This window comes from Ralstonia sp. 22086 (assembly GCF_052045975.1).
GTDB classification, from domain to species: domain Bacteria; phylum Pseudomonadota; class Gammaproteobacteria; order Burkholderiales; family Burkholderiaceae; genus Ralstonia; species Ralstonia wenshanensis.
This window is the reverse complement of sequence record NZ_JBQEPZ010000001.1, coordinates 551,314-577,375: the sequence shown is the minus strand read 5'-3', so window position 1 is coordinate 577,375 and position 26,062 is coordinate 551,314. Positions and strand designations below refer to the sequence as shown.

The following is a 26,062-nucleotide window of genomic DNA, read 5'->3' as shown; positions in this document are numbered from 1 at the left end:
TCATGCGCATCCTGATCTCCGCCGACATTGAAGGCGTGGCCAACGTGTTCCACCCCGAGCAAACGCGTGCCGGTAACGCTGAGTACGAACGCGCCCGCCGCTGGATGACTGCCGAAGCCGACGCAGCTGTTCGCGGCGCCTTCGATGGTGGCGCCACTGACGTGCTCGTCAACGATTCGCACGGGGGCTTCCGCAACCTCATCCCCGATTCCATCGACCGCCGCGCACGCTTCGTCCTCGGCAAACCGCGTTACCTGAGCATGATGGCCGGCGTGGACGGCTGCGATGCAGTCTGCATGATCGGCTACCACGCGCGCGCCGGCAGCCGCGGCGTGCTGGCACACACCATCAACAGCTTCGCGTTTGCGCGCGTCTGGTTCAACGAGCAGGAGCTGGGCGAAGCCGGCCTCTACGGCGCCCTCGCCGGCGAGCGCGGTGTGCCGGTGGCCGTTGCCAGCGGCGACGACGTGTTCATCAAGGAAACCAAGCCGCTGTTGCCGCACACCGCGTTTGTCGAGACTAAGCAGGCCGAAGGCCAGAACGCCGGCACGTCGCTCTCGCCTGAGCAATCGTGCGACGCCATCTACGCGGCGGTGAAGGCAACGGTACAGCGCGGGCACTTCAGCATGCCGCTGCGCCTCCAGGCACCGATCGTGTGCCGCCTGCAAACGCAAACGCCCGCACAGGCGGACCTGTTCTGCCAATGGCCCGCCTTGGAACGCGTCGACGGCACGATGCTGCGCTTCGCGGCCGATTCGGTCGAGCACGCCGTGCGCATGCTCAACAGCCTCTCTGCCATGTCAGCGATGCTCCGCTGAGAAAGGTGTGGCGCAAGTCATGGCGCCATCCCACGCACTCAGACGGTTTGGCCGTTGATGCCCTAGATGGCGCCTTGAATTTTTGTAAGCGGGCGGAAAAAAGACGGGGAACTGTCTGAGCGCAGCGAGTTTTCCCCGTCTCCGCCCGGTTACATAAATTCAAGGGGAAGTCGCCATCTCGGGCGCGCCTTTCTTTGCTTACTTTCTTTGGCAAGACAAAGAAAGTGAGTCGCCCCCGGCAGGGGGCGAAACAGGGATAGACCAAAAACGCACATCGCAGCGTAAACTTCAGGACACCCAACCCCGAAGGAGCCCCCCCATGACCCGCGCACTCACACTCGGCATGCTGCTGTGTGCGCTAGCACTAACGGCCTGCGACCGCCGCCCGTCCCCGGCCAATCCGCCCACGCCGCAGACGTCGAAGGCCGAGAAGGCCGCCGCCGCGCTCGCCAAGGCCGCCGCAGAATTCAAATGCCCCGCGCCATCGGGCCGCTTCATGATCGACGACGGTACCAACCGTGGTCCCAAGCAACCCGTGCGCACCAACTGCACCACCGCCTACGCGACCTGCGACGCCCAGTCGCAAGCCGTCTTCGACCACTGCCCGAGCGGTCAGGTGTTCGATAAGCGCTTTTCCATCTGCGTCGTGAAAGACGCATGTGATGAGGTGAAGTCCTGACGGCTGCCATGCGCGGTATCCGGACAATCCGCATTGCCGGCCGCACGGGATCAAACCAGCAGCGTGGCACCTGCCCAGGCAATCAGCACGGCGCCCAGCACGCGGCCGACGTGTTCGCCGCGGGGCAGGATCTTCTCCACAAAGACGACGAGCGACAGAGCGGCAATCCAGACGAGATTCATGACGCCGCCCACAAAGAGCAAGGCCATCAGCACCCAGCAGCAGCCTACGCAATACGCGCCGTGGCGCATGCCCAGCAAGAAGCTGCCTGCCGCGCCAGGGCGCCAATGCGCGGTCAGGAAGCCCACCGGCGAGCGGCACTGCGCCAGGCACGCGCGCTTGAGCGCAGAGAACTGATACGCCCCCGCCGCTGCCAGCACCGCTGCGGAGAGCCCCGCGCTCTTTGACCACAGCATCATTTCTGAAATGAGGCCCGTCGGTTGCAGCGCCATCTGCAGGGATGCCGCACCCAGGGAAAAAGCCAGCCACACAACCAGGTAACCGGCCAGAAGACTCACCGAAAGGATTACCGACCTGGCCTCGGCCGTGCCGTGGTGCCGCAGAACACGCAGATACAGCAAGATGAGCGGTGCCGCGCTGGGCGTCATCATCGCGGTCATCATCACCCACCACATCAGGGTCACGGTGGGCAACGATGCATCCATGCCGCCGATGCCGCCAGGCAATCGATGCGGAAACAGCGTGAACGCCGTCATGTCGAGTGCGGACATACCCATGCCTGCACCCGTCCACAGATACCACCAAGACAGCGTGACTACGGCAACGATGCCGAGTCCCGTGATGGCGCGCTCGCGTTGGAGGACGCTTTCGAGGCCGCTCATGCAGCGGTGCGATGCCGAATCGGTCCCTTGTTGTTCAGGTGCAGTCGCGCGAATTGCCCGTAAGAATTTTTGAGATCCAGCGCGATGTTGCCCTGTGAGTGGCTGGTGGCGGAGCCAACCTCGGCCAGTTCGTATTCGAAGCCGTGCGGCAGATCGATGCGGGCACGGTGTTCGGCGCCCGTCACCGGATTACGGATCGGTTCGCCAACGGTATCGAATATGCCATCGACATGAATCCGGCCGCGTCGGGCATCGACATCGACGTCGTAGTCGATCTGCGTAAAGATCGGATCGAATACCTGCTCAAACGTCGACGCGAATACCGAGAACATCGTCGCGAACGGTTCGGTATCTTGCCCTGCCATGATTTTCAGGATGGCTTCGCGTTGTGCCGGGGTGGCGCGCTCGTCGACGATCGGCTGACATCTGCCTTTGCCTTCGTGGATGGGGCCGGGCCAATGGAACAAGAGCGCGATCTTCACGCCGTCGAGTTGCACATCGCCGTGGTAGCCGCTGTCGATCGAGATCGCGCCCATTGCTTCGCAGATACCTTTGGTTGGCAGCGCGTTGAACTGACACGGGCAACCGTATGAGCAATTGCAGTTGATGAGCTCAGTCCCTTGGATTTCCCACGGAGTCATGGTGGTTCTCCTGCCTCTTGCAGGCGCGTGCGCGCCTGACGCGCGTCGTCGTAGGACGACGGATTGCGTGGGCTGAAACTGGGGCGGCTGGCTTAAGGCGTGCGCACCTTCCACGCATAATCAGACCCTAGTGCACGGCGAGGGGAAGTCAAGACGGGGATTGGACCGCATGGACAATGGGCCGGGGATGCATCTTGCGGCGCAACGCTCGATGCCCCGCGATGCCGAAGCGCAAAACCGTTGCGGCTGTTCTGGCTGCGGATGCTGCCTTGCCAGCGATACGGAACGCGCCTGCTGCAATGGCAGGAGGCGCGCTTGGCTCAGCGTCTTACAGCGCCTCGCGCGTGACCAGGAATACCTGGTCTTCGCCTGCGCTGGTCGGCAGCCAGACCAGATCAAGATCGGGGAACGCCGCTTCAACGTTTTCGCGCTCGTTGCCGATCTCGACAACCAGCACGCCGTGCGGCTTCAGATGGCGTGGCGCATCGGCCAGAATGCGACGCACGATGTCCATACCGTCGGTGCCGCCGGCCAGGGCCATGCGCGGCTCGGCGCGGTATTCGGGTGGCAGCGCCTGCATCGACGCCTCGTTCACGTACGGCGGGTTCGTCAGGATCACGTCGTAATGCACGCCCGGCGGCAGCGGCGCATACAGGTCGCCTTCGTGCAAGCGGATGCGCTCTTCCAGGTGGTAATCGGCGACATTGCGATTGGCCACCACCAGTGCATCCGGCGACAGGTCCACCGCGTCGATCGTCGCATTGGGCCATTGCAGCGCCGCCAGGATCGACAGGCAGCCCGAGCCGGTGCACAGCTCCAGCACATCGGTCGGGCCGTCCTCCTGGTCAATCCACGGTTCCAGTCCGTCTTCGAGCAGTTCTCCGATGAAGCTGCGCGGCACGATCACGCGCTCGTCCACGTAGAAGCGCATGCCGTGCATGAACGCCTCGTGCGTGATGTACGCGGCGGGCACGCGGTCGACGGCGCGGCGCTCGATCACCTTCAGCACAGCGGCCACTTCTTCGGGCAGCAAGCGCGCGTCCATGAACGGCTCCAGCGTGTCGATCGGCAGGTGCAGCGTGTGCAGGATCAGGTAAGCGGCTTCGTCGTAGGCGTTTTCGCTGCCATGGCCGAAAACAAGGCCGGCGGCGGTGAAGCGCGATACGGCGTAGCGCAGCAGATCGCGGACGGTGGTGAACGGGTGGGAGGCGGGGGGGGTAGGCGTGGTCATGGTTGACGGGTATGGCTCAGCGTTGGGTGGCAGCGAGCAGGTCGACGTAGGCCACGTCGAGCAGGTCGGATTCGGCAATGCCGAGGGCGTGCATCAGTTGGTGGGCGATCTTCACGCCGTCGTCTTCGGACTGCGTATCGTGCAGCACGACTTCGAGTTCGGCGAAATCGCCGAGGTCTTTCACTGCATCGACATGAATGCGCGTCTGGCCGGCGAGATAGAGCTGGCGCACCTTGATGACACGGCCGGCCGTGCCGATGGCGGCGGCCAGCGTGTCGCGCAGCGCGTCGGGCGCGCTGGTCGGAACGATGTGGTAGTCCGACACGCGCGGGCCGGCGCTGTTGGCGCGGAAGTAGTGGATCAGCTCCCCGCGCTCGGGCGAGAACTGCCGCAGCTTCAGGCGCCCGTTCGTACAGGCGAAGAACGTGTCGTCCTGCTCGATGCGTTCGGGGCCGGAATCCGCGATGGCAGCCGCGCGCTCGATGAGTGCCGCCACATCGCGCACACGCGCCTTGATCTCGACGTTGCGCGCCATCGGGGCAACCTCAGGCGATCAACGTTTCCAAGACGCGGCGATACACGTTTTTCAGCGGCTCGATAAACGCCACTTCAACGTGTTCGTCGATCTTGTGGATGCTCGCGTTCGGCGGGCCGAACTCAATCACCTGCGGGCAGATCTTGGCGATGAAGCGGCCGTCTGACGTGCCGCCCGTGGTCGACAGTTCGGTCGTCACGCCGCACTCGGCCTGGATGGCGGAGGACAGGGCTTCGGACAGGTCGCCGCGCTCGGTCAGGAAGGGCTCGCCGCCCAGCGTCCAGTCGAGCGTGTAGTCGAGGCCGTGCGCATCCAGAATGCTGTGCACGCGCGCCTTGAGGCCGTCCGGTGTGCTCGCGGTCGAGAAGCGGAAGTTGAAGTCGATCGTGACGTGGCCCGGAATGATATTCGTCGCGCCCGTGCCGCCGTGGATGTTCGACATCTGCCACGTGGTCGGCGGGAAGTAGGCGTTGCCGTCGTCCCACTTGGCGGCGGCCAGCTCAGCCAGCGCCGGGGCAGCCAGGTGGATCGGGTTCTTGGCCAGATGCGGGTAGGCGATGTGGCCCTGCACGCCATTCACCGTGAGCTTGCCCGACAGCGAACCGCGTCGCCCGTTCTTCACCATGTCGCCGAGTGTGGATACGGAGGTCGGCTCGCCGACCACGCAGTAGTCGAGGCGCTCGCCGCGTGCGCGCAGCAGGTCGCACACCTTGACGGTGCCGTCGTGCGCCGGGCCTTCCTCGTCGCTGGTGATGAGGAAGCCGATCGAGCCAGCGTGGTCCGGATGCTTGGCGACGAATTCTTCTGATGCGACCACGAAGCCCGCGATGGACGTCTTCATGTCGGCCGCGCCGCGGGCGTAGAGCTTGCCGTCACGGTGCGTGGGTTCGAACGGGTCGGAGTGCCATTGTTCCACGGGGCCGGTGGGCACCACATCGGTGTGGCCCGCGAAAACGAGCAGCTTGCCGTCGGTGCCGGCCCGGCCGCGCTTGACGGCCCACAGGTTGGTCACCCGAAAGTGGTCCGGGCCGCTGACCACGGTTTCGCATTCGAAGCCGGCGGCGGTCAGGCGTTCGATCAGCACGTCCTGGCAACCCTTGTCTTCGGGCGTGACGGAGCGGCGGCGGATCAGGTCTTCAGTGAGGGCAAGCGTGGGCTGCATGTTCGACATGACGACAGTCACGGTGATGTTGTTGTGGTTAGAACAGGGCGGCGTACTGATCCGCCGAGAAGCCGACGTTGACGCTCTTTTCGTGCGCGAGCACTGGCCGCTTGATCAGCGACGGGTTGGCCTGCATCAGCGCGATGGCGCCGGCTTCGTCTTCCGCGCGGGCCTTGTCGGCGTCAGACAGCGCGCGCCACGTGGTGCCCTTGCGGTTGAGCAGCGTGGTGAGCGGCACATGCTTGAGCCAGCCGGCCAGCATGTCGGCGCTCACGCCTTGCTTTTTGAAATCGTGAAAGGTGTAGGCAACGCCGTTCGATTCGAGCCACGTGCGGGCTTTCTTCACGGTGTCGCAATTGGGGATGCCATGCAGGGTCGTCATGGTGGGATTCGCAATCAGTGTCGAGAGGCTTGCAGGGCAAACGAGAGGGCAACAACGGCCAAGGCGAAGCCGATGGACGCCAGCCATGTCATGCGCTTGAGGCGGCGCTCCAGCCGCGCGGCTTCGTCGCGCAGCGCGTCGATGGTGATGGCGTGCTGCTCAGCCAGCAGCTTGACGGACTCAGCCTGCTGCAGGATCGCCGCTTCCAGCTCGGCGATGCGTGTATTCGGGTCGGGCGCGGCGCCTTCAGCGCGGGCAGCTTCGGTGCCGGTTTTCTTGCGGTTCTTGAACTTGTCGATGGTCTTGTTCGCCTGCTCCAGGATGGTGGGCAGCAGCGACAGGACAGTCCCGATGGTGTTTGGATCAAGACCCATGATGCGTTGGCGCAGCTTGCCGAAGCGGGAGCCGGTGGCATTGCGTTCGGACATGGCTGCGCTTGAAGTGGTTGGCATGCCCGCAAGACTAGCAGGCATGCCTTGCGCCGGTGCTTAATCGCCGCGCAGCAGCTCGTTCAGGCCAACCTTGGCGCGCGTCTTGGCGTCGACCTTCTTGACGATCACGGCGCAGTACAGGCTATGCGTGCCATCCTTCGACGGCAGGTTGCCCGCCACCACCACCGAGCCCGCCGGGATGCGGCCATAGCTGACTTCACCGGTTTCGCGGTCGTAGATCTTGGTCGACTGGCCCAGGTACACGCCCATCGAGATCACCGAGTTTTCTTCAACGATCACGCCTTCCACCACTTCCGAGCGGGCGCCGATGAAGCAGTTGTCTTCGATGATGACGGGGTTGGCCTGCAGCGGCTCCAGCACGCCGCCGATGCCCACGCCGCCCGACAAGTGAACGTTTTTGCCGATCTGTGCGCACGAACCGACGGTGGCCCACGTGTCGACCATTGTGCCTTCGTCAACGTAAGCGCCGATGTTCACGTACGACGGCATCAGCACCGCGTTCTTGGCGATGAACGAGCCACGGCGCGCCACAGCCGGCGGCACCACGCGGAAGCCACCCGCCGCGAAGTCTTCCGCCGTGTAGTTGGCGAACTTGCTCGGCACCTTGTCGTAGAACTGCGTGAAGCCACCGGCAGCCATCGGCGCGTTGTCTTCCAGGCGGAACGACAGCAGCACGGCCTTCTTGATCCACTGATTGACGATCCACTCGCCGTCCTTCTTCTCGGCCACGCGCAGCGCGCCACGGTCGAGCTGGCCGATCACGTTGGCGACGGCTTCACGGACATCGGCCGGAGCGGCCTTGGGCGACAGGTTGGCGCGGTCTTCCCACGCTTGATCGATCAGGGATTGCAGTTGTTGCGTCATGGCTGTGTTCGCTCTAGGAGAAATTCGGGAAAAAAAGTAAGGGGAGTCAGCGCTGCTGGCAGAACTCGACGATGCGGCGTGCGCCTTCCAGGCATTCGTCCACGCCGGCCACCAGCGCGATGCGCACGTAGTCCTGGCCCGGATTCGTGCCGTGCGCCTCGCGCGCGAGGTAGCTGCCCGGCAGGACGGCGACGTTCTTTGCAGCCAGCAGCTGGCGTGCGAATTCGGTATCCGACAGCCCCGTGCGCTTGACGTTGGCCCACAGGTAGAAGGCCGCATCGGGCAGGGCCACGTCCAGCACCTGGGCCAGCATCGGCGTGACCTGCTGGAACTTCTTGACGTACTGCGCGCGGTTGTCACGCACGTGGGCCTCGTCGTTCCACGCAGCGATGCTAGCGGATTGCACCGACGGGCTCATCGCGCTGCCGTGATACGTGCGATACAGCAGGTAGGCCTTGAGCAGCTTGGCGTCGCCGGCCACGAAACCGGAGCGCATGCCGGGCACGTTAGAGCGCTTGGACAGGCTCGAGAACATCACCAGGCGATCAAAGCCGCGGCCCAGTTGGTGTGCGGCCTGCAGCGCGCCCAGCGGCGGGTTGGCCTCGTCGAAATAGATTTCGGAATAGCACTCGTCCGAGGCGATGATGAAGTCGTATTCGTCCGACAGCGCGAAGAGCTGCTTCCAGTCTTCGAGCGTGAGCACGGCGCCGGTCGGGTTGCCCGGGCTGCATACGAAGACGAGCTGCACGTTGCGCCATTCTTCGGGCGTGATCGCGGCAAAGTCGGGCGCGTAATTGCGCGCCGGGTTGCTATTGGCGAACAGCGGCGTGGCGCCGGCCAGCAGCGCCGAGCCTTCGTAGATCTGGTAGAACGGGTTCGGGCACAGCACGCGGGCGCCGGGCTTGCTGCCGTCAATCACGGTCTGCGCGAACGAGAACAGCGCCTCGCGCGAGCCGTTGACTGGGATGACTTCGGTGGCCGGATCGACCTTCGGCAAGCCGTAGCGGCGCTCCAGCCATGCGGCGATGCACTGTCGCAGTGCATCGGAGCCGAGCGTCGTGGGATAATTCGCCAGCCCGCCGAGCGCCGCCGTCAGCGCGTCTTTCACCAGGGCCGGCGTCGGATGCTTGGGCTCGCCGATGCCGAAGCTGATCGGCGTATGGACGGCGCTGGGCGTGACGTCCTTCACAAGCGCTTTCAGTTTCTCGAACGGATACGGCTGGAGGGCGGACAGACGCGGATTCACGGTGTTGGGCGGCGGTGTTGGGCTGGTCAGCGGGCAAGCTTGGCGCTTGCCGGGAAGCCCGAAATTATACGGCCAACGTGTGCTGGACGCCCCAAGACAATGCTGCATGCGGCGGATTTCCGCCGTTTTTTTATTGCTCAGATGACATCGATAGCCTCCTCGGCGGACGCGTCCGCTCACCACGAGCCGCAATGGGCGGCGGCACTCTTCATTCTCCTGGGCGCTTCGGTCTGGGGCATTTCCTGGTATCCGTACCGGCTGCTGGCCGGCTGGGGGCTCGGCAGCATGCTGGCTTCGTCGATGACGGGTGCCGCTGCGGCCGTGCTGGCCGCCGTAGTGCTGCGTCGTCACTTTTCGACGTTCCAGTGGTCGTGGCTGATCCCGGCGCTCGGGATCGCGGCGGGCATCACCAACGCGGGCTTCGTCTGGGGCACGGTGCACGGCACGGTCATGCGGGTGCTGCTGCTGTTCTATCTGACGCCCGTGTGGACGGCGCTGCTCGCGCGCCTGTGGCTGCACGAGCGGCTGGGCTGGCGTGGCGGCGTGCTGCTCGCGCTGGCGCTGTCGGGGGCGGTGATGATGCTGTGGTCGGGCGAGGCCGGCACGCCGTGGCCCGGTTCAGCGGCGGAATGGGCGGGGCTGATTGCAGGGCTGGCATTTGCGTGCAACAACGTGCTGTCACGCCTGGCGGGGCAGCGTCATCCGACCATGCGCCCGGAGATGCGGACCGTGGTCGTCTTCACCGGCTGCGCGTTGGTGGGTTTTCCGGCTGCGCTGATGCTCGATGGCGTGCGCACGGTGCCGGCGGCTTTTTCCCAGGGCAATACGTGGCTGCTGCTGGCGGGCATGGCCTGCGTACTGGTCGGCGGCAATGCGCTGGTGCAGCGCGGCCTGCAACGCTTGCCGGCCAATCGCGCAGCGCTGCTGATGCTGTTTGAAATCGTGGTGGCGGCCGTGTCGTCGGCGCTACTGACAGCGGAGCGCCTATCCCTCCAGGAGATGGCGGGTGGCGCCTGCATCATCCTGGCGGGCGCGCTGTCGGGGCTGTTGCGGCGCAAGTAGGCTGCAGGTGTTTCGCAAATCAACCGAGGGGTTGCCGATGTTGCTTCGTTCGATTGCCATCGCGCTGACGTTTGCGCTGTCGACAGCCGCTGCGGCCGTCGGCGCCGCTCCTGCAGAGACCGGCCCCGCGTATGGCCCGCGCCTGGAAGGCTTCGATTACCCGGCACCGGTCAAACTCTTCAAGTTCGAGTCGCAGGGCAATGCGCTGGAGATGGCGTATCTGGACGTCGCGCCCAAGCAGCCCAACGGTCAGGTGGCGGTGCTGCTGCACGGCAAGAATTTCTGCGCGGCCACCTGGGAAGGCACGATCGCAGCGCTCACGGGGGCCGGCTACCGCGTGATCGCCCCCGATCAGATCGGTTTCTGCAAATCGAGCAAGCCGCGCGCGTATCAGTACACGTTCCAGCAACTGGCGAGCAATACGCATGCGCTGCTGGCGTCGCTTGGAATCGAGCAAACCATCGTGATCGGCCATTCGACGGGCGGCATGCTGGCGACGCGCTACGCGCTGATGTATCCGAATGCGGTGTCGCGGCTGGTGATGATCAACCCGATCGGCCTGGAAGACTGGAAGGCCAAAGGCGTGCCGTCTCTCACCGTCGACCAGTGGTTCGCGCGTGAAAAGCAGACCACCGCCGAGCGCATCCGCGCCTACGAGCAATCCACGTACTACGCTGGCCAATGGCGCACGCAATACGAACCGTGGGTGCAGATGCTGGCTGGCATGTACCGAGGCCCGGGGCGCGATCTGGTCGCGTGGAATTCCGCGCTGCTGTACGACATGATCTACACGCAGCCCGTCGTCTATGAGTTCGGCCAGTTGCGCCCGCCGACGCTGCTGCTGATCGGCCAAAAAGACACCACCGCCATCGGCAAGGACACAGCCCCGCCCGAAGTACGCGCACAGCTGGGCCATTACCCCGAGCTGGGCCGGGCAGCCGCCAAGGCCATCCCGCGCGCGACGCTGGTGGAATTCCCGGATGCGGGCCATGCGCCACAAATCCAGGATCCTGATGCGCTGCACAATGCGCTGCTCGAGTGGCTCGCCGCCCCGGAACGCTCGCGCACGCGCCGTCCGGACTGACGCTATTTGTCATGAAGGTGAAACTGCTTACAAATCCGCAGCAATTTGCCTTCCCGCGCTGCAAATTTCGTCCATTTTTGTAGCGATTTGATTGGCGGGAGGCAGGGGTGCGAATGGTATGATGGCGCCATCCGCGCCCTTGGGGCGTGCCTTGCCACTTCACGTTTTACGGTGAAGATGTGACGATAAAGGCGCGTTCCTTGGGCGCCCGCTTTATCCCCTTTTCTGATCCCTTCGAGACGAACACAACGTGCGCCTCTCTTCGATCAAGCTCGCAGGCTTCAAGTCTTTCGTCGATCCGACCAATTTTCATGTTCCGGGCCAGCTTGTCGGCATCGTCGGCCCGAACGGTTGCGGTAAATCCAACATCATCGACGCCGTGCGCTGGGTGCTCGGCGAATCACGCGCCGCGGAACTCCGTGGCGAATCGATGCAGGACGTCATCTTCAACGGCTCGACCCAGCGCAAGCCGGCTGGCCGCGCCAGCGTCGAACTCGTCTTCGACAACGCGGAAGGCCGCGCCGCCGGCCAGTGGAGCCAATACGCCGAAGTGGCGGTCAAGCGCGTGCTCAGCCGCGACGGTACCTCCTCGTACTTCATCAACAACCAGGCGGTGCGCCGTCGCGACATCCAGGACATCTTCCTCGGCACGGGCCTCGGGCCGCGCGCCTACGCCATCATCGGGCAGGGGATGATCTCTCGCATCATTGAGGCCAAGCCCGATGACATGCGCATCTTCCTGGAAGAAGCCGCGGGGGTGTCGAAGTACAAGGAACGACGCCGCGAAACCGAAAACCGCCTCTCCGATACGCGCGAAAACCTCACGCGTGTGGAAGACATCCTGCGCGAACTGGGCACCAACCTCGAAAAGCTCGAGGGCCAGGCCGAAGTCGCGCAGCGCTTCCAGGCGCTGCAGGCCGACGGCGAAGAGAAGCAGCACCTGCTGTGGCTGCTGCGCAAGCGAGAAGCGCAAGCCGAGCAGGAACGGCATCAGCGCGCCATCGAACAGGCGCAGATCGACCTGGAAGCGCAGACCGCGCAGTTGCGCCACATCGAGGCCGAACTCGAAACGATGCGCGTTGCGCATTACGCCTCGTCCGATGCGATGCATGCCGCGCAGGGCGCGCTGTACGAAGCCAACTCCGAAGTCAGCCGCCTGGAAGCCGAGATCCGCTACGTGGTGGAATCGCGCAACCGCATCCAGCAGCAAATCGCCACGCTGACCGCGCAGCAGGAACAGTGGCATACGCAGGGCGAGCAGGCGCAGGAAGACCTGGCCGCGGCCGAGGAAGAGCTGGCCATGGCCGAGGAGCGTGCCGCGCAGGCCGCCGAGGACGTCGCGCGCAAAGCCGACGAACTGCCCGCCATGGAAGCGCAATGGCGTGATGCGCAGACTGCGCTGAACGACCAGCGCGCTGCGATCCTGCAATCGGAACAGGCGCTCAAGCTCGAAGCCGCGCACCAGCGCAATGCCGATCAGGCCGTGCTGCAGCTCGAGCAGCGCCGCGAACGTCTGACGCAGGAGTCCTCGGGCCTCGACAAGCCGGACGACGTGCAGCTCGAAACGCTGCGTGCCGAACTGGCGGAGCAGGAAGAGGTGCTGGCCGAAGCGCAAGCCGGGCTGGAAGACGCCGAGACGCAGGTGCCGCAGCTCGACGAGGCACGCCGTGCCGCGCAAGACCGTGTGCAATCCGAAGCCGCCGCCATCGCCAGCTTGGAAGCCCGCCTCGCCGCGCTCAAGCAGCTGCAGGAGAACGTACAGACCGACGGCAAGGTCCAGCCGTGGCTGGCCAAGCATGAACTGAGCGAGCTGCCGCGCTTCTGGAAGAAGCTGCAGATCGAGCAGGGTTGGGAGCCCGCACTCGAAGCCGTGCTGCGCGAAAAGCTCGGCGCGCTCGAAGTCTCCAACCTGGATTGGATCAAGGCGTTTTCGGCCGACGCACCGCCCGCCAAGCTCGCCTTCTATGCACCGCCGCCCGCAGCGCGTCCGGTGGAGGCGCCATCGGGGTTGCGTCCGCTGATGTCGCTGGTGCAAGTGACGGAGCCGGGCATTCGCGCCGTGCTGCAAGACTGGCTGGCCGACGTCTATATCGCCGACGACATGCAGGCTGCGCTCGCTGCGCGCCAGACGCTGCCGGAAGGCGGCACGTTTGTCGTCAAGGCTGGGCATTTGATCGGCCGGTCGTCGGTGCAGCTTTACGCGCCCGATTCCGAGCAGGCCGGCATGCTGGCGCGCGCGCAGGAAATCGAAAACCTGAACAAGCAGGTGCGTGCGCAGATGCTGTTGGCGGACGAAGCCAAGAGCGCCGCTGTTCGCGCCGACGCGGCGTACAGCCAGGCCAGCCAAAACCTCACGCAGGTGCGCGCCCGTGCCGAGCAGGCCACGCGCCGCGTCCACGTGTTGCAGATGGATGTGCTCAAACTGTCGCAGGCGATGGAGCGCTACAACGCGCGCAGCGGCCAGATCGACAGTGAGCTGGAAGAGATTCGCGCGCAGATCGAAGAGCAGCGTGCCATCCGTGCCGAGTCCGAAGCGACGTTCGAACAGCACGACGCGGCGCTCGCCGACATGCAGGCGCGTTTTGAAGACAGCCAGCAGGCGTTCGAAGCGCTGGAAGTTCGCCTGAGCGACGCGCGCAACGCCTTGCGCGATCAGGAGCGCGGCGCACAAGAGGCGCACTTTGCCGAGCGCAATCTGCAGAACCGCATTGCCGAACTGAAGCGCAACATCCAGGTGGCGAGCGATCAGGCGCAGCAGATCGTGCTGACGCTGGAGAACGCACGCGCCGAGCTGGAAACCATCAACGAGCAGACCGCTCACACCGGGCTGCAGGAAGCGCTGGAGCGCCGCGCCGAGAAGGAAGAAAAACTTGGGCAGGCGCGCATGGAACTGGATGCGCTGACCGCGCAACTGCGCACGCACGACGAGCAACGCCTGACTGCCGAACGCGCCCAGCAGCCGCTGCGCGATCGCATTACCGAGCTGCAGCTGAAGGAGCAGGCCGCGCGCCTGAACCAGGAGCAGTTCACCGAGCAGCTTACCGCTGCCAATGTGGACGAAGCCGCGCTGGCCGAACGCCTGACGGGCGACCTGAAACCTTCGTACCTGCAGGGTGAAGTCACGCGCATCAATAACGCCATCAACGCGCTCGGCCCGGTCAACATGGCCGCGCTCGATGAGCTGGCTGCGGCGCGCGAGCGCAAGGGCTTCCTTGATGCCCAATCGGCGGATTTGACCGACGCCATCACCACGCTCGAAGACGCCATCCGGAAGATCGATCAGGAAACGCGTGCGCTGCTCCAAGGCACGTTCGACCAGGTCAACTATCACTTTGGCGAACTGTTCCCGACGCTGTTCGGCGGCGGCCAGGCCAAGCTGATGATGACCGGCGAAGAGATTCTCGACGCGGGCGTGCAGGTGATGGCGCAGCCGCCGGGCAAGAAGAACTCGACGATTCACCTGCTGTCGGGCGGCGAGAAAGCGCTGACCGCCATAGCGCTGGTGTTTGCGATGTTCCAGTTGAACCCGGCCCCGTTCTGCTTGCTCGATGAGGTGGACGCGCCGCTGGACGACGCCAATACCGAGCGCTACGCCAACATGGTCAAGCGCATGTCCGACAAGACTCAATTCGTTTTTATTTCTCACAACAAGATTGCGATGGAAATGGCGCAACAGCTCATCGGTGTGACCATGCAGGAACAAGGTGTGTCCCGGATCGTGGCGGTGGATATGGATGCCGCACTGACCATGGCGGAGGCAGCATAAATGCAGGACAACAACCTGGTGATGGCCCTGCTGGGCGCCGGCGTGGTGTTTGTGCTGGTGATCGTTGTGTACAACCAGTGGCAGATCCGCAAGGCGCGCCGCCCCGAGGCGTACAACCCGCCCGCCGACGAGACCCCGCGCGGCGACGGTTGGACCGAGCGCGCCGAACCCGCCCTGGGTGGCGACCGTGACGACGCCAACCGCGTTGAACCGCGTCTTGAGCCCGGCTTCTCGGCGAAGGCGAACACGCCCGCCACGGGCAGTGCCGAAACCGAAGCCGGCGTGATCGGCGCTGAACTCACGCCTTCGGGAGACGACGCTGCGCTCGAAGCCGCCGAGACGGAAGAGGTTGCAGAACCGGCGCCGGGTTCGCTTGAGCCGGCAAATGGCGTGATCGATCCGCTGATCGATTGCATTGTGCCGCTGCATCCGGACCGCGAGGTGTCGGGCGATCGCCTGCTGCCGGCGCTGGGCAAGCTGCGCCGCGCAGGCACCAAGCAGATCCACGTGGAAGGTTTGAACCCCGCCGCCAATGCGTGGGAAACCATTCGCGCCGGTCAGCGCTACCTTGACGTGCAAGTGGCCGTGCAACTGGCCAACCGCACGGGCCCGCTGAATGCGTTGGAGTTCTCTGAATTCATCAACGCGATTGATCCGCTGTCGGAAGCGGCTGATGCCGTGCCCGAGCTTCCGGATATGAGCGAGACGATTTCCAATGCGCGCGAACTCGACGCCTTTGCCGCCGAGTGTGATGTGCAACTGGGCGTGAGTGTGATCTCCGATGGGGCGCCCTGGTCGGCGGCATACGTGCAGACGGTGGCCACGCAAGACGGCCTCGTGCTTTCGCGCGACGGCACGCGTTTCACACGCTTCCACGCGGGCGCTGACGGTGTGCAGCGCGCACTGTTCACGCTGCAGTTCGGCGATACCAATTTCCTGCGCGATGACCTGACCGTCAAGGCCGGCCGCCAGATCACGCTGTTGCTTGATGTGCCGGTGGCGGAAGAGGCAAGCAAGCCGTTCAAGCTGGTGTGCGAATACGCTTACACGCTGTCGCAGCGCATGGGTGCGCAGGTGGTGGATGACAACCTGCGTCCGCTGACGGAGCAATCGTTCGTCGCCATCCAGAAGCATCTGCGGGTGCTGTACGACAAGCTCGAATCGCGCGGCATCCCGGCCGGTTCCAGCACCGCGGTGCGCTTGTTCAGCCACTGACGGACGCACGATGAGCAAGACTGCGAAACCCGCGTCCGGCGCCACGCCCGAGGCGCGGGCAGCGTGGCTGCGCGCCGAGCTGAACCGCTACGCCCACGAGTACTACGTGCTCGATCAGCCTAGCGTGCCCGACGCTGAATATGACCGGCTCTATCGCGAGCTGGAAGCCCTCGAAGCCAAACATCCTGAGCTGAAGACGCCGGACTCGCCCACGCTGCGGGTCGGCGGGGCTGTCTTGCCCGAATTTGCGGCGGTCAGGCATGTCATTCCCATGCTGTCGATCCGCACCGAGACCGACACCACCGCCAACGGCGCGCGCGCATTCGACGCCAGCGTACGCCGCGAACTGGGCCTCGATGACACGGACCCGCCCGTCGAATATGCCGCTGAGCTGAAGTTCGATGGCCTGGCGATCAACCTGCGCTACGAGCGCGGTTATCTCGTGCAGGCCGCCACGCGCGGCGACGGCACCACCGGCGAAGACGTCACGCAGAACATCCGCACGATCCGCCAGATTCCACTCGGGCTGTCGCCTGTTGGCGGCCATGTGCCCGACGTGCTGGAAGTGCGCGGCGAGGTCTACATGCGCCGCGATGATTTCGAAAAGCTCAACGCCCGCCAGCGCGAGCGCGGCGACAAGACGTTCGTCAATCCGCGCAACACCGCGGCCGGCGCCGTCCGCCAGCTCGATCCGAAGATGGCGGCTGAGCGCCCGCTGTCTTTCTTCGCCTATGGCCTGGGCGAGGTCGTCGGCTGGCAGGGCATGCCCGACACGCATTCCGGCATGCTCGACGCGTTGCAGGCGTTTGGTTTTCCGGTCAGCACGGAGCGCGCTGCGGTGAAGGGAGGAGACGGGCTGGTCACGTTCCATGAGGCTGTCGGCGCCAAGCGCGACAGCTTGCCGTTCGATATCGACGGCGTGGTCTACAAGGTCAATTCACTCGCATTGCAGCGCGAACTCGGCTTTCGCACGCGTGAGCCGCGCTGGGCAGTCGCGCACAAATATCCGGCGCAGGAAGCGCTGACCACCGTCGAATCGATTGGCGTGCAGGTCGGTCGCACGGGCGCCATCACCCCGGTGGCGCGGCTTGTGCCGGTGTTCGTTGGCGGCGTGACGGTCACCAATGCGACGCTGCACAACGAAGACGAAGTGCGCCGCAAGGATGTGCGCGTTGGCGACACCGTGATCGTCCGGCGCGCCGGTGACGTGATCCCCGAGGTGGTGGGTGTGGTGCTTGATCGCCGGCCAATGGATGACGTACCGGGCAGCGATTTGTTCAGTCCGCAGCAGCGGCCGAAGTACCCGCCGTTCGAACTGCCGAAGACGTGCCCGGTGTGCGGTTCGCACGTCGTGCGCGAAGAGGGCGAGGCGGTGGCCCGCTGCTCAGGCGGGCTGTTCTGCTCGGCACAGCGTAAAGAGGCGATCCGCCACTTTGCCGGCCGCCGCATGATGGACATCGAAGGCCTGGGCGAGCGATACATCGACAACCTGGTCGAGCTGGACTACGTACACGGCATCGCGGACCTGTACAAACTCAAGCTCGAAGATTTCCTGGAAATGAAGCGCCGCGCAGATGAGCGCGATGGCGCGACACCGGAAACCGTCGCTGCCGGCAAGATCGCCACCAAGTGGGCTGAGAATCTGCTGGAAGGCATCCAGGCCAGCAAGACGCCGCCGCTGGCGCGTTTCCTGTTTGCGCTCGGCATTCGCCACGTGGGCGAATCGACCGCCAAGACGCTCGCGGACTGGCTCGGCAGTCTGGCCGTCATCCGGCGCGCGCCGGCGCCGCTGCTGCTGGCGCTGCCCGACGTGGGTGCCACGGTGGCCGAAGCCATCGCCGATTTCTTTGCCGAACAGAAGAACCAGCAGGCGCTCGATGCGCTGCTGGAAGCCGGTGTTGCACCGCAGGGCGAGCACGCGCCAAACGCGAAGCTGCGCGAGAAACTGGAGACAGCCGAGCTGTACGCCACGCTTGGCGTGCCCAAGCTGACAGCCGCGCGTGCCAAGCAATTGGCTGTGGCAGCGCCAACGCTTGCCCGGTTGGCCAGCGTGGAGTCCGATCAGTTGGCCGGGCTGCCGGCGGATGTGTCTGCATCGCTGCTCGAATGGCTGGGCTCGCACGACCATCGCACGCAGTTGGAGCGGCTCGACGCACTGCGCGACGAACTGCTTGCCGCCATGCCGGCTGAAGCCGCCGAAGAAGGCGTGCTGGCCGGCAAGACTGTCGTGTTGACCGGCACATTGCCCAACCTCACGCGCGATGAAGCCAAGGCCATGCTGGAAGCGGCGGGCGCCAAGGTATCGGGTTCGGTGTCGAAGAAGACCGACTATGTGGTCGCCGGAGAAGAAGCCGGCAGCAAGCTCGCCAAAGCCGAAGAATTGAACGTGAAGGTTCTGGACGAAGCGGGTATGCTCGCGCTGTTAAAAAAACCGGCGGGAGACCAGGCATGATCCGAAACATCCTCAAGATGGGCGACAGCCGTCTGCTGCGCGTCGCCAAGCCGGTCGAGCGTTTCCATACGCCCGAACTGACGGCCTTGATTGAAGACATGTTCGACACCATGGATGCGGCGCGGGGTGCTGGCCTGGCGGCGCCGCAGATCGGCGTGGATCTGCAAGTCGTCATCTTCGGGTTCGATCGCAACGACCGGTATCCGGATGCACCGGCGGTGCCGAAGACGGTGTTGATCAACCCCACCATCGAGCCGCTGTCGGACGAGATGGAAGACGGCTGGGAGGGCTGCCTCTCTGTGCCGGGCCTGCGTGGCGTCGTGCCGCGCCACACGCGCCTGCGCTACACCGGCTTCGATCAGCACGGTCATGCCATCGACCGCATAGCCGAGGGTTTCCACGCCCGTGTCGTGCAGCACGAATGCGATCACCTGCAGGGCGTGTTGTACCCGATGCGCGTGAAGGATTTCACCCGGTTCGGCTTTACCGAAGTGCTGTTCCCGGAATTGCCCGCCAATTACGACGACTGATCGAGACTGCGGGAGCGTCGCACCTGCGGGGGCGGGTGGGCGCGTGTTTCATCCACAACGGAGACGATATGAAGCGCGATGGTTTGAGGGGCTGGCGCGGGCTGGCGCTTGGGGTCGCCATGACGGCGATGCTGGGGTTGGCAGCGTGCGCGGGGCCGCAGGCACCTGAAACGACGGCGGCCGCACCGGTTGCCCAGAAGCCTCAGGGCCCGGTCTGGCAACGCGTGCATCTGGGCACGGATGCCGGGGCCTATGATTTTCCCGTCTACGCCAACCATCCGCTCGATGGTGATCTGAGCAGCATCCGCGAAGTCGTATTCGTGCAGCACGGTCTGCAGCGCAACGGCAACGATTACTACACCGCGGGCGCCGATCTGCTTGCGGCCAGCGGCCGCAACCCCGACGAAGTCCTTTTGATTGCCCCGAACTTTCCTGGCACGCCCGATGAGGGCAAGGGTTTCGACGGCATGCCGGTCTGGTCGGTGGATGGCTGGATCGGCGGCTTCAACGCCACCAACGCACCGTACACCGATCTGAGCTCGCTCAAGGTGCTTGATGACCTGATCGGGTACGTGACTGACCCGGCGCGTGCACCTAACGTCAAGCGCGTTACGGTGGCAGGTCACTCGGGCGGCGGCCAGATCGTGCAGCGCTACGCCGTGCTCAACAACATAGACGAAGCCATTCGCAAGCGCGGCATCGATCTGCAATACGTGGTCGCCAATCCGTCGTCGTATCTGTATTTCACGCCGGAGCGTCCGCGTGGCAAGGGCTTCGCGCGTTACAGCACCCGCGTCTGCCCGGACTACGATCACTACAAGTACGGCATGGTCGATATGGTCCCGTATGCAGCCGGCAAGACTGGCCGGCAGCTGTTCAACCGATATGCACAGCGCCACGTGACCTACCTCGCCGGCACCAGCGACAACGACCCGAACCACCGCGTGCTCGACAAGCTCTGCGGTGCCGAGGCGGAGGGCCCGACACGCCTGGATCGCGCACGCAACTACTGGCGCTACGAGCGGCACATGGCGGGGCGCAGGCGCATCAACCACCAAGCGCACGAAGTGGTTGGCGTGGGCCACGACCAGGCGAAGATGTTCGGCTCGCGTTGCGGTGCGCAAGCGGTGTTTGGCATGCCCGCATCGGCCAACACCACGGGGGCAGCCTGCCAGGCTCCGCGTCTGTGACCTAGACGGCAGGCATAAAAAAAACCGGTCAGCGCATTGCGCGCTGGCCGGTTTTTTCTTTGTGGCAGAGGCAGCCTCAGAACTTCTCGAACGGCCCCAGGAAGCGCCACTGACCGACCGGCAGGTCGCCCAGCACAATGCTGCCCATGCGGATGCGCTTGAGGCCCACCACCTCCAGTCCCACCTGTTCGCACATGCGGCGGATCTGGCGTTTCTTGCCTTCGCGCAGCACGAAACGCAACTGCTCTTCGTTCTGCCAGCTCACCTTCGCGGGCTTCAGTTCTTCGCCGTCGAGCGACAGGCCAAAGCGCAGCTTCTCCATCAACTCTTCCGGGAAAACCTTGGAGATATCGCGCTCAACCAGGCCGTTCGGCGAATCCCACACCACGCGCACCAGGTATTCCTTCTCGACCGTCGAATCCTCGCCGATCAGGTGGCGTGCCACGCGGCCGTCCTGCGTCAACACCAGCAAGCCGGTGGAATCGATATCCAGTCGGCCAGCCGGCGCCAACGCCCGACGCTGCCAGGGCGCGAAGCGCTTGCGCGTGGGGTCGCCTTCCCACTGGTTTTCCGGCACGAATAGCGAAACGGCAGGCTGATAGCCGTCCTCTGCCTGGCCCGACACGTAGCCGACCGGCTTGTGCATCAGCACGGTCACGCGCTCGCCTTGCTCGGAGCGCGCCGACTGATGGATCTCGATCATCGCATCCGGCTTGACGCGCGACCCCAGTTCGGTGACGGGCTCGCCGTCCACCAGAACCCAGCCGCGCGGAATCCATTCATCAGCCTCGCGGCGCGAGCACAGACCCAGTTCGGACATGCGCTTGGACAGGCGGACCAACCCGCTCGATTCGGTTTGCTGCGCCGGGCGCGGTGCCTGCTCCTCGGCGTGACGCGGAGCGCGTTCCTCACGCTCGCGCTCGGGCCGTTGCGGACGGGCCGGACGATCTTCGAAGCGGCGCGGCGGACGATCGTTGTCAAAACGACGCGGCGGGCGTTCGTCATCGAAACGACGCGGCGGGCGTTGGCCGCCATCACGACGAGGCGCGCGTTGATCGTCGCCATAGCGCCGCGGTGACCGTTGTTCATCGTCGAATCGGCGCGGCGGGCGTTGGTCGTCACCGTACCGGCGTGGCGGGCGCTCGTCGTCAAAGCGTCGCGGAGGACGTTGGTCACCATCACGGCGGGGCGCGCGTTGATCGTCGCCGTAGCGGCGCGGACGTTCGTCATCGAAGCGACGGGGCGGACGTTGGTCGTCGCTGAACCGGCGCGGCGGCCGCTCGTCATCGAAGCGGCGCGGGGGCCGGTCCTCGTCAAAGCGACGCGGCGGGCGATCCTCAAACCGGCGTGGAGGACGCTCGTCGTCGAACCGACGCGGTGGACGCTGTTCGTCATTGAACCGGCGTGGCGGGCGCTCATCGTCAAAGCGTCGTGGAGGGCGTTGATCGCCGTCACGGCGCGGCGCGCGTTGATCGTCGCCATAGCGGCGCGGGCGGTCTTCATCGAAACGACGGGGCGGGCGCTGATCGTCGTTGAACCGGCGCGGCGGACGGTCATCGTCGAAACGTCGGGGAGGGCGGTCGTTGTCGAAACGACGCGGCGGACGTTCGTCGTCGAAGCGGCGAGGCGGCCGATCTTCGAAGCGGCGCGGAGGTCGCTCATCGTCAGCGCGACGGGGCGGGCGTTGCTCGTCATTGAATCGACGCGGAGGACGCTCGTCATCAAAGCGTCGCGGTGGGCGATCGCCTTGCGCGCGGCGCGGCTTGGCGTCGCGCGTCTGGCCGTCGTCGTCGCGGCGCGGAGGACGTGCGGGGCGCGGCGGCTTACCGGCGCCTTCTTCCGGCTTGGGGCGGCGCTGCGATGGACGCAGCGGCTGGCGCTCGCGGTTCAGGTCAGACGAGCGCAGCGGCTTGCCCGTGGAACGTACGGCATTGCCTTCGTCGTCGCGGCGCACGCCGAGCGTGGCGCGCTTGCCCGGGCGGGTAGCGCGCTGAGTCGGGTCGCTGGCGCCGCGCTTGTCGTCGTCGCCGGGGAAATCATCGGAATCGGTAGTCATGAATCTAGACCGGTAAGGCTGGCGCTCAGATGGCGAGCGCATCAAGCAGCTCGCTTTCAAGCTCGAGCTGCAGTTTGTTGTCCTGGGTCAGGCGAGTGCCATCGACCAGGAAGATGTCTTCCACGCGCTCGCCGAGCGTGTTGATACGCGCGGTGTGCACCGACACGCGACGGTGCGCGAGCACGCGGGCAATGGCGTAGAGCAGACCGGTGCGGTCCGTGGCAGAAATGGAGAGCAGGTAATACTGGCCGCGCTCGTCCGCGCGCAGGTCGACGCGCGGCTTGATCGGGAAGCTGCGCGACTGGCGCGAGATGCGCCCACGCGGCGGCTCGGGCAGGGCGGTTTCGCGCGAGATCTGCTCGGCCAGCTCGTGCTCGACCAGCGTGATGATGTCGCGGTAATGCCCGGGTTCTACCAGGCCGCTGCTGGGGTCGGCCACCTGGAAGGTGTCGAGCGCGTAGCCGTGTTTGGTAGTGTGGATCTTCGCGTCCAGAATCGTCAGGCTCTTGCGCTCGAAGTAGCCGCAGATGCGTGCGAAAAGATCGGGCCGGTCCGGCGAATACACCGCCACCTGCAGGCCGACGCCCGCCGGTGAAGTGCGTGCACGCACGATCGGGATCGTCGTGTCGACGCGGTTGTAGAAGTGCCGCGTGAACCAGGCAATGTCGCGCGCGTCGTGACGCAGGAACACGCCCACGTCGAGCTGCTTCCACAAGGCCTCGTGCGCGCTGTCGTCGAGTGCGGCCAGGCGCAGCAGCGCGCGCGCTTCTTCCTTGCGGCCTTCGAGCACGGCGTGCGGGTCGGTGGTGGCGCCGCCCAGCACACGCAGCGTCATGCGATAAAGATCTTCCAGCAGCTTGCCCTTCCAGGCGTTCCACACCTTCGGGCTGGTGCCACGGATGTCGGCAACGGTCAGCAGATACAGCGCGGTCAACCGACGCTCAGTGCCGACCAGATCGGCAAATTGGCGGATGACGTCCGGGTCGCCCAGGTCCTGCTTCTGCGCGACCTGGCTCATGGTCAGATGGTGTTCGACCAGCCAGACGATCAGGTCGGCATCTTCCTTGGCGATGCCGTGTTCCTTGCAGAAGCGCCGCGCGTCGGACATGCCGAGCACGGAGTGGTCACCGCCGCGTCCTTTCGCAATGTCATGGAACAGCGCGGCCACGGTCAACACCCACGGCTTGTCGAAGTTCGCCATCAACTGGCTGCAGAACGGGAACTCGTGCGTGTGCTCGACGATGGCGAAGCGGCGGATGTTGCGCACCACCATCAGGATGTGCTGATCGACCGTGTAGACGTGAAACAGGTCGTGCTGCATCTGCCCGACGATGCGGCGGAAGTTGACCAGGTAGCGGCCGAGCACGCTGGTCTGGTTCATCAGGCGCAGCGCGTGTGTGATGCCCTGCGGCTGCTGCAGGATCGACAGGAACAGCGCGCGATTGGCCGGATCCTTGCGCCATTTGGCATCCATCAACGTCCGCGCGTTGTAGAGCGCGCGCATCGTGCTGGCTGCCAATCCCTTGATGCCTCGCGTCTGCTCGTACAGCAGGAACGTTTCAAGAATGGCCGTCGGCTCGCGCTGGTAGAGATCGGCGTCGGCAATTTCGAGCATGCCTTGCCGCTCGACAAAACGATCGTTGATCTTGCGCGTGATACCCAGCTCGCTCGGGAACAGCTTCGCTTCGATGTTCTGCAGCACCACGGTATTGAGCTGCGTGACGGCCTTGGCGACCCAGTAATAGCGGCGCATGAGCTGTTCGCTCGCGCGCTTGGCGGTGGTCGGGCGGTAGCCGAACGATTCGGCCAGTTGCGTCTGCAGGTCGAACACCAGCACGTCTTGCCGACGCCCGGCAAGCAGGTGCAGACGCGCACGCACGGTTTTGAGCAGGCGCTCATTGCTTGCCAGCTCCTGCGCTTCGCGGCGCGTGAGCAGGCCGTTGGCCAGCAGCTCGTTCCAGCTCGAACCGAACCCTGCTGCGCGCGTCATCCACAGAATGACTTGCAGATCGCGCAGGCCGCCGGGGCTTTCCTTGCAGTTCGGTTCAAGCGAATAGGGCGTGTCCTGGTACTTGGCATGCCGCTGGCGCATTTCCAGCAGTTTCGACTGGAAGAAATCTGCCGCGTCGAGGTGGCCTTGATAGTGCGTCTCAAACGTGCGGTACAAGCCTTCGTCGCCGGTCAGCAGGCGCGCTTCCAGCAAGGACGTGCGTACCGTTACGTCTTGTGCGGCCTCACTGATGCATTCGTCGACCGTGCGCACCGACGAGCCGATGTCCAATCCCATGTCCCAACAGCGGCCGATGAAGGCCTCCAGCCGGGCCTCCAATGCCTTGTCTGCGGTGCCTGGCAGCAACAGGAGGATGTCCACATCAGAATGCGGAAACAGCTCGCCGCGCCCGTAGCCGCCCACGGCAATCAGCGCGCAGTCGCCAGGCATCTGCTCTTCCTGCCAGAGCCGTACGAGCGCACGGTCGACCGCCCGCGCCAGCTTGGTCACGAGCTGCTGAACATTGGCGTGCTGGTCGAACTGCGCGAACAGGTGCGCGCGCTCAGCTTTCAGGGCGTCGCGCGGATGGGCGTCTTCGGCAGGGGCGGCGGCAGCGGAGGGCATGAGCGGAGCGTGAATGAAACAGCGACCGGAACGAGCCGGTCGCTGCAAGAGTTGAGCCGGTGCGAGGCGAGATCAGCGTGACGGTGCTGCCGCTGACGGTGCGGCTCGCCCGCGAGGATCAGGCCGTTGCCGGCGCGCCTTCGTGTACGAATTCCGGTGCCGGGGGCGTCAATGCCGACACGGTTAGCACTTCGTGGCCGGTTTCCGTCACCAGAAGCGTATGTTCCCACTGCGCCGACAGGCTGCGGTCGCGCGTCTTGACGGTCCACTGGTCAGGCATCGTGCGGATGTCGCGCTTGCCCGCGTTGATCATCGGTTCGATAGTGAAGATCATGCCCGCCTTCAGCTCCATCCCCGTGCCGGGGCGGCCGTAGTGCAGGATCTGCGGATCTTCGTGGAATTTCTTGCCGATGCCGTGGCCGCAATATTCGCGCACCACGCTATAGCCGGCGGCTTCAGCATGTTGCTGGATCACGTGGCCGATGTCGCCCAAGCGTGCGCCCGGGCGCACCGCGGCGATGCCCTTCCACATGCATTCGAACGTCACCTGCGTCAGGCGCTTGGCCAAGATTGACCCTTCGCCAACAACGAAGGTGCGGCTGGTATCGCCGTAATAGCCTTCCTTGGTAATGACCGTGATGTCGAGGTTGACGATGTCGCCGCTCTTGAGCACCTTGTCGCCCGGAATGCCGTGGCAAATCACATCGTTGACCGACGTGCAGATCGATGCCGGGAAGGGGGGGTAGCCCGGCGGCGCATAGTTCAGCGGTGCCGGCACGGTGCCTTGCACGTCACGCATGTAGGCATGGCAAAGTTGGTCCAGCTTGCCCGTGGTCACGCCGGGCACGACGAACGGGGTGATGTAGTCCAAAACTTCGGACGCAAGCCGGCAGGCTACGCGCATGTGCGCAATGTCTTCGGCGGTGTGAATGGTAACGGCCATGCTGTGACTCTTTCTGCACGCAGGCGCGCGAAGCGCCGCGTCGTGGCTAAAGTGTGAATTATCGCACCAAAGCGCCCCGGCCGGGGTTTTCGGGCGCTGGGCGCCAGCCTCAGCTCGTTCGTTGCGAATGCTTGGAAGGTCTTGAGTCGATTGGGTTTTTGCCGCTATAATCGCTGGCTAAGCAGTCGCTGGCCGTGTGGCCGGTGGCGCTTGAAATCGCGAGCCGCTTCACCGCGGGTGTTTTTCGTATCGCATGCGAAAGATGTCTGAGGCGGCTTTAGACCTAACCCGACTGGAG

Annotated in this window: 21 protein-coding genes; 9 read left to right on the top strand and 12 right to left on the bottom strand. The window is 64.9% G+C overall.

Features of this window, described 5'->3' with window-relative positions; translation table 11 throughout:
• Nucleotides 1-2: 2 nt before the first annotated feature.
• Nucleotides 3-818 carry a M55 family metallopeptidase gene (locus ACTJK6_RS02675; RefSeq protein ID WP_232042698.1) on the top strand — a complete coding sequence of 272 codons (816 nt, stop codon included), beginning with the start codon at nucleotides 3-5 and terminating at the stop codon, nucleotides 816-818.
• A 319-nt stretch (nucleotides 819-1,137) separates the two neighbouring features.
• The gene (locus tag ACTJK6_RS02670) at nucleotides 1,138-1,497 is read left to right on the top strand and encodes a chitin-binding domain-containing protein (RefSeq protein WP_232042699.1); all 360 of its coding nucleotides are present in this window, start codon (nucleotides 1,138-1,140) and stop codon (nucleotides 1,495-1,497) included.
• Between the two features lie 50 nt (nucleotides 1,498-1,547).
• Here the strand turns inward: ACTJK6_RS02670 and ACTJK6_RS02665 are convergent, their stop codons facing one another.
• From ACTJK6_RS02665 to dapC, 9 genes are all read right to left on the bottom strand, one after another.
• Nucleotides 1,548-2,339: a DUF2182 domain-containing protein gene (locus ACTJK6_RS02665; protein ID WP_440838291.1), complete on the bottom strand. Its 792-nt coding sequence runs from the start codon at nucleotides 2,337-2,339 to the stop codon at nucleotides 1,548-1,550.
• Nucleotides 2,336-2,980 (bottom strand): DUF1326 domain-containing protein, encoded by a 645-nt coding sequence (locus tag ACTJK6_RS02660; RefSeq protein ID WP_232042701.1) that lies wholly within the window; start codon nucleotides 2,978-2,980, stop codon nucleotides 2,336-2,338. The genes ACTJK6_RS02665 and ACTJK6_RS02660 overlap by 4 nt, the downstream gene beginning before the upstream one ends.
• Nucleotides 2,981-3,308: 328 nt before the next feature.
• Nucleotides 3,309-4,211, bottom strand: a complete 903-nt coding sequence (gene prmB, locus ACTJK6_RS02655; RefSeq protein ID WP_440838290.1) for a 50S ribosomal protein L3 N(5)-glutamine methyltransferase — start codon at nucleotides 4,209-4,211, stop codon at nucleotides 3,309-3,311.
• A gap of 16 nt (nucleotides 4,212-4,227) precedes the next feature.
• Nucleotides 4,228-4,746 carry a class IV adenylate cyclase gene (locus ACTJK6_RS02650; protein ID WP_322016632.1) on the bottom strand — a complete coding sequence of 173 codons (519 nt, stop codon included), beginning with the start codon at nucleotides 4,744-4,746 and terminating at the stop codon, nucleotides 4,228-4,230.
• A gap of 10 nt (nucleotides 4,747-4,756) precedes the next feature.
• Nucleotides 4,757-5,908, bottom strand: coding sequence for a succinyl-diaminopimelate desuccinylase (dapE, locus tag ACTJK6_RS02645; protein WP_322016905.1), 1,152 nt, complete (start codon nucleotides 5,906-5,908; stop codon nucleotides 4,757-4,759).
• A 37-nt stretch (nucleotides 5,909-5,945) separates the two neighbouring features.
• Nucleotides 5,946-6,290 (bottom strand): arsenate reductase, encoded by a 345-nt coding sequence (locus ACTJK6_RS02640; RefSeq protein WP_232042704.1) that lies wholly within the window; start codon nucleotides 6,288-6,290, stop codon nucleotides 5,946-5,948.
• A 14-nt stretch (nucleotides 6,291-6,304) separates the two neighbouring features.
• A complete protein-coding gene (locus ACTJK6_RS02635) occupies nucleotides 6,305-6,718 on the bottom strand; it encodes a hypothetical protein (RefSeq protein ID WP_440838289.1) in 414 nt (137 codons plus the stop codon).
• A 60-nt stretch (nucleotides 6,719-6,778) separates the two neighbouring features.
• Complete coding sequence (dapD, locus tag ACTJK6_RS02630; RefSeq protein WP_024975807.1) at nucleotides 6,779-7,606, bottom strand: 2,3,4,5-tetrahydropyridine-2,6-dicarboxylate N-succinyltransferase; 828 nt, start codon at nucleotides 7,604-7,606, stop codon at nucleotides 6,779-6,781.
• Nucleotides 7,607-7,652: 46 nt separating this feature from the next.
• Nucleotides 7,653-8,852: a succinyldiaminopimelate transaminase gene (dapC, locus tag ACTJK6_RS02625; protein WP_440838288.1), complete on the bottom strand. Its 1,200-nt coding sequence runs from the start codon at nucleotides 8,850-8,852 to the stop codon at nucleotides 7,653-7,655.
• Between the two features lie 141 nt (nucleotides 8,853-8,993).
• Here dapC and ACTJK6_RS02620 point away from each other — a divergent pair, with 141 nt between their 5' ends.
• The 7 genes from ACTJK6_RS02620 to ACTJK6_RS02590 all read left to right on the top strand — a co-directional run bounded on the left by ACTJK6_RS02620 (nucleotide 8,994) and on the right by ACTJK6_RS02590 (nucleotide 20,151).
• Nucleotides 8,994-9,914 carry a DMT family transporter gene (locus ACTJK6_RS02620; protein WP_440838287.1) on the top strand — a complete coding sequence of 307 codons (921 nt, stop codon included), beginning with the start codon at nucleotides 8,994-8,996 and terminating at the stop codon, nucleotides 9,912-9,914.
• A 37-nt stretch (nucleotides 9,915-9,951) separates the two neighbouring features.
• The gene (locus tag ACTJK6_RS02615) at nucleotides 9,952-10,998 is read left to right on the top strand and encodes an alpha/beta fold hydrolase (protein ID WP_440838286.1); all 1,047 of its coding nucleotides are present in this window, start codon (nucleotides 9,952-9,954) and stop codon (nucleotides 10,996-10,998) included.
• Nucleotides 10,999-11,248: 250 nt separating this feature from the next.
• Nucleotides 11,249-14,764 carry a chromosome segregation protein SMC gene (gene smc / locus ACTJK6_RS02610; protein WP_440838285.1) on the top strand — a complete coding sequence of 1,172 codons (3,516 nt, stop codon included), beginning with the start codon at nucleotides 11,249-11,251 and terminating at the stop codon, nucleotides 14,762-14,764.
• Nucleotides 14,765-15,979 (top strand): cell division protein ZipA C-terminal FtsZ-binding domain-containing protein, encoded by a 1,215-nt coding sequence (locus ACTJK6_RS02605; RefSeq protein ID WP_232042710.1) that lies wholly within the window; start codon nucleotides 14,765-14,767, stop codon nucleotides 15,977-15,979.
• Between the two features lie 10 nt (nucleotides 15,980-15,989).
• Nucleotides 15,990-18,431, top strand: coding sequence for an NAD-dependent DNA ligase LigA (gene ligA, locus ACTJK6_RS02600; RefSeq protein WP_440838284.1), 2,442 nt, complete (start codon nucleotides 15,990-15,992; stop codon nucleotides 18,429-18,431).
• The gene (gene def / locus ACTJK6_RS02595; RefSeq protein WP_045204116.1) at nucleotides 18,428-18,961 is read left to right on the top strand and encodes a peptide deformylase; all 534 of its coding nucleotides are present in this window, start codon (nucleotides 18,428-18,430) and stop codon (nucleotides 18,959-18,961) included. Before ligA ends, def begins: the two co-directional genes overlap by 4 nt.
• 68 nt (nucleotides 18,962-19,029) lie before the next feature.
• On the top strand, nucleotides 19,030-20,151 hold the full coding sequence (locus tag ACTJK6_RS02590; RefSeq protein ID WP_322016639.1) for an alpha/beta fold hydrolase: 1,122 nt from the start codon (nucleotides 19,030-19,032) through the stop codon (nucleotides 20,149-20,151).
• 76 nt (nucleotides 20,152-20,227) lie between these two features.
• Here ACTJK6_RS02590 and ACTJK6_RS02585 read toward each other — a convergent pair whose 3' ends face one another.
• From ACTJK6_RS02585 to map, 3 genes are all read right to left on the bottom strand, one after another.
• Nucleotides 20,228-22,249, bottom strand: a complete 2,022-nt coding sequence (locus ACTJK6_RS02585; RefSeq protein ID WP_440838283.1) for a pseudouridine synthase — start codon at nucleotides 22,247-22,249, stop codon at nucleotides 20,228-20,230.
• Nucleotides 22,233-24,821 carry a [protein-PII] uridylyltransferase gene (locus tag ACTJK6_RS02580; protein ID WP_440838282.1) on the bottom strand — a complete coding sequence of 863 codons (2,589 nt, stop codon included), beginning with the start codon at nucleotides 24,819-24,821 and terminating at the stop codon, nucleotides 22,233-22,235. The genes ACTJK6_RS02585 and ACTJK6_RS02580 overlap by 17 nt, the downstream gene beginning before the upstream one ends.
• 118 nt (nucleotides 24,822-24,939) lie before the next feature.
• Nucleotides 24,940-25,764, bottom strand: coding sequence for a type I methionyl aminopeptidase (gene map / locus ACTJK6_RS02575; protein WP_260802539.1), 825 nt, complete (start codon nucleotides 25,762-25,764; stop codon nucleotides 24,940-24,942).
• Nucleotides 25,765-26,062 lie beyond the last annotated feature (298 nt).